Raw genomic sequence first — 237 nt, 5'->3', positions numbered from 1 at the left:
CCAATGGTGGTATTCCTTAAGCGCGGCACCGCAGCCGCCGGCATTGTTGACGATGAAATCCACGCCCGCTTTTTCAAACGCCTCGATGTTGCGCTTCGCAAGCTCCACCGCACCATCCTTCTCCCCGGCATGGGCATGAAGTGCGCCGCAGCAGGCTTGATCCTCGACAAATACGACTTCACAGCCAGCCTTGGCCAGCACGCGAGCTGTCGCCTGATTCGTTTCGTAGAACATCAC

1 protein-coding gene is annotated in these 237 nt (G+C 58.2%); it reads right to left on the bottom strand.

The window, feature by feature from the left end; translation table 11 throughout:
• A partial coding sequence (locus tag LKX83_RS32900) for a heterodisulfide reductase-related iron-sulfur binding cluster (RefSeq protein WP_255655036.1) occupies nucleotides 1-237 on the bottom strand: 237 nt, incomplete at both ends.

Origin of the sequence: Cohnella baijiui, assembly GCF_020731285.1 — a bacterium.
In the GTDB taxonomy this organism is placed as follows: domain Bacteria; phylum Bacillota; class Bacilli; order Paenibacillales; family Paenibacillaceae; genus Cohnella.
Note: the sequence above shows the minus strand (reverse complement) of the source record. Positions and strands in the feature narration are given on the sequence as shown.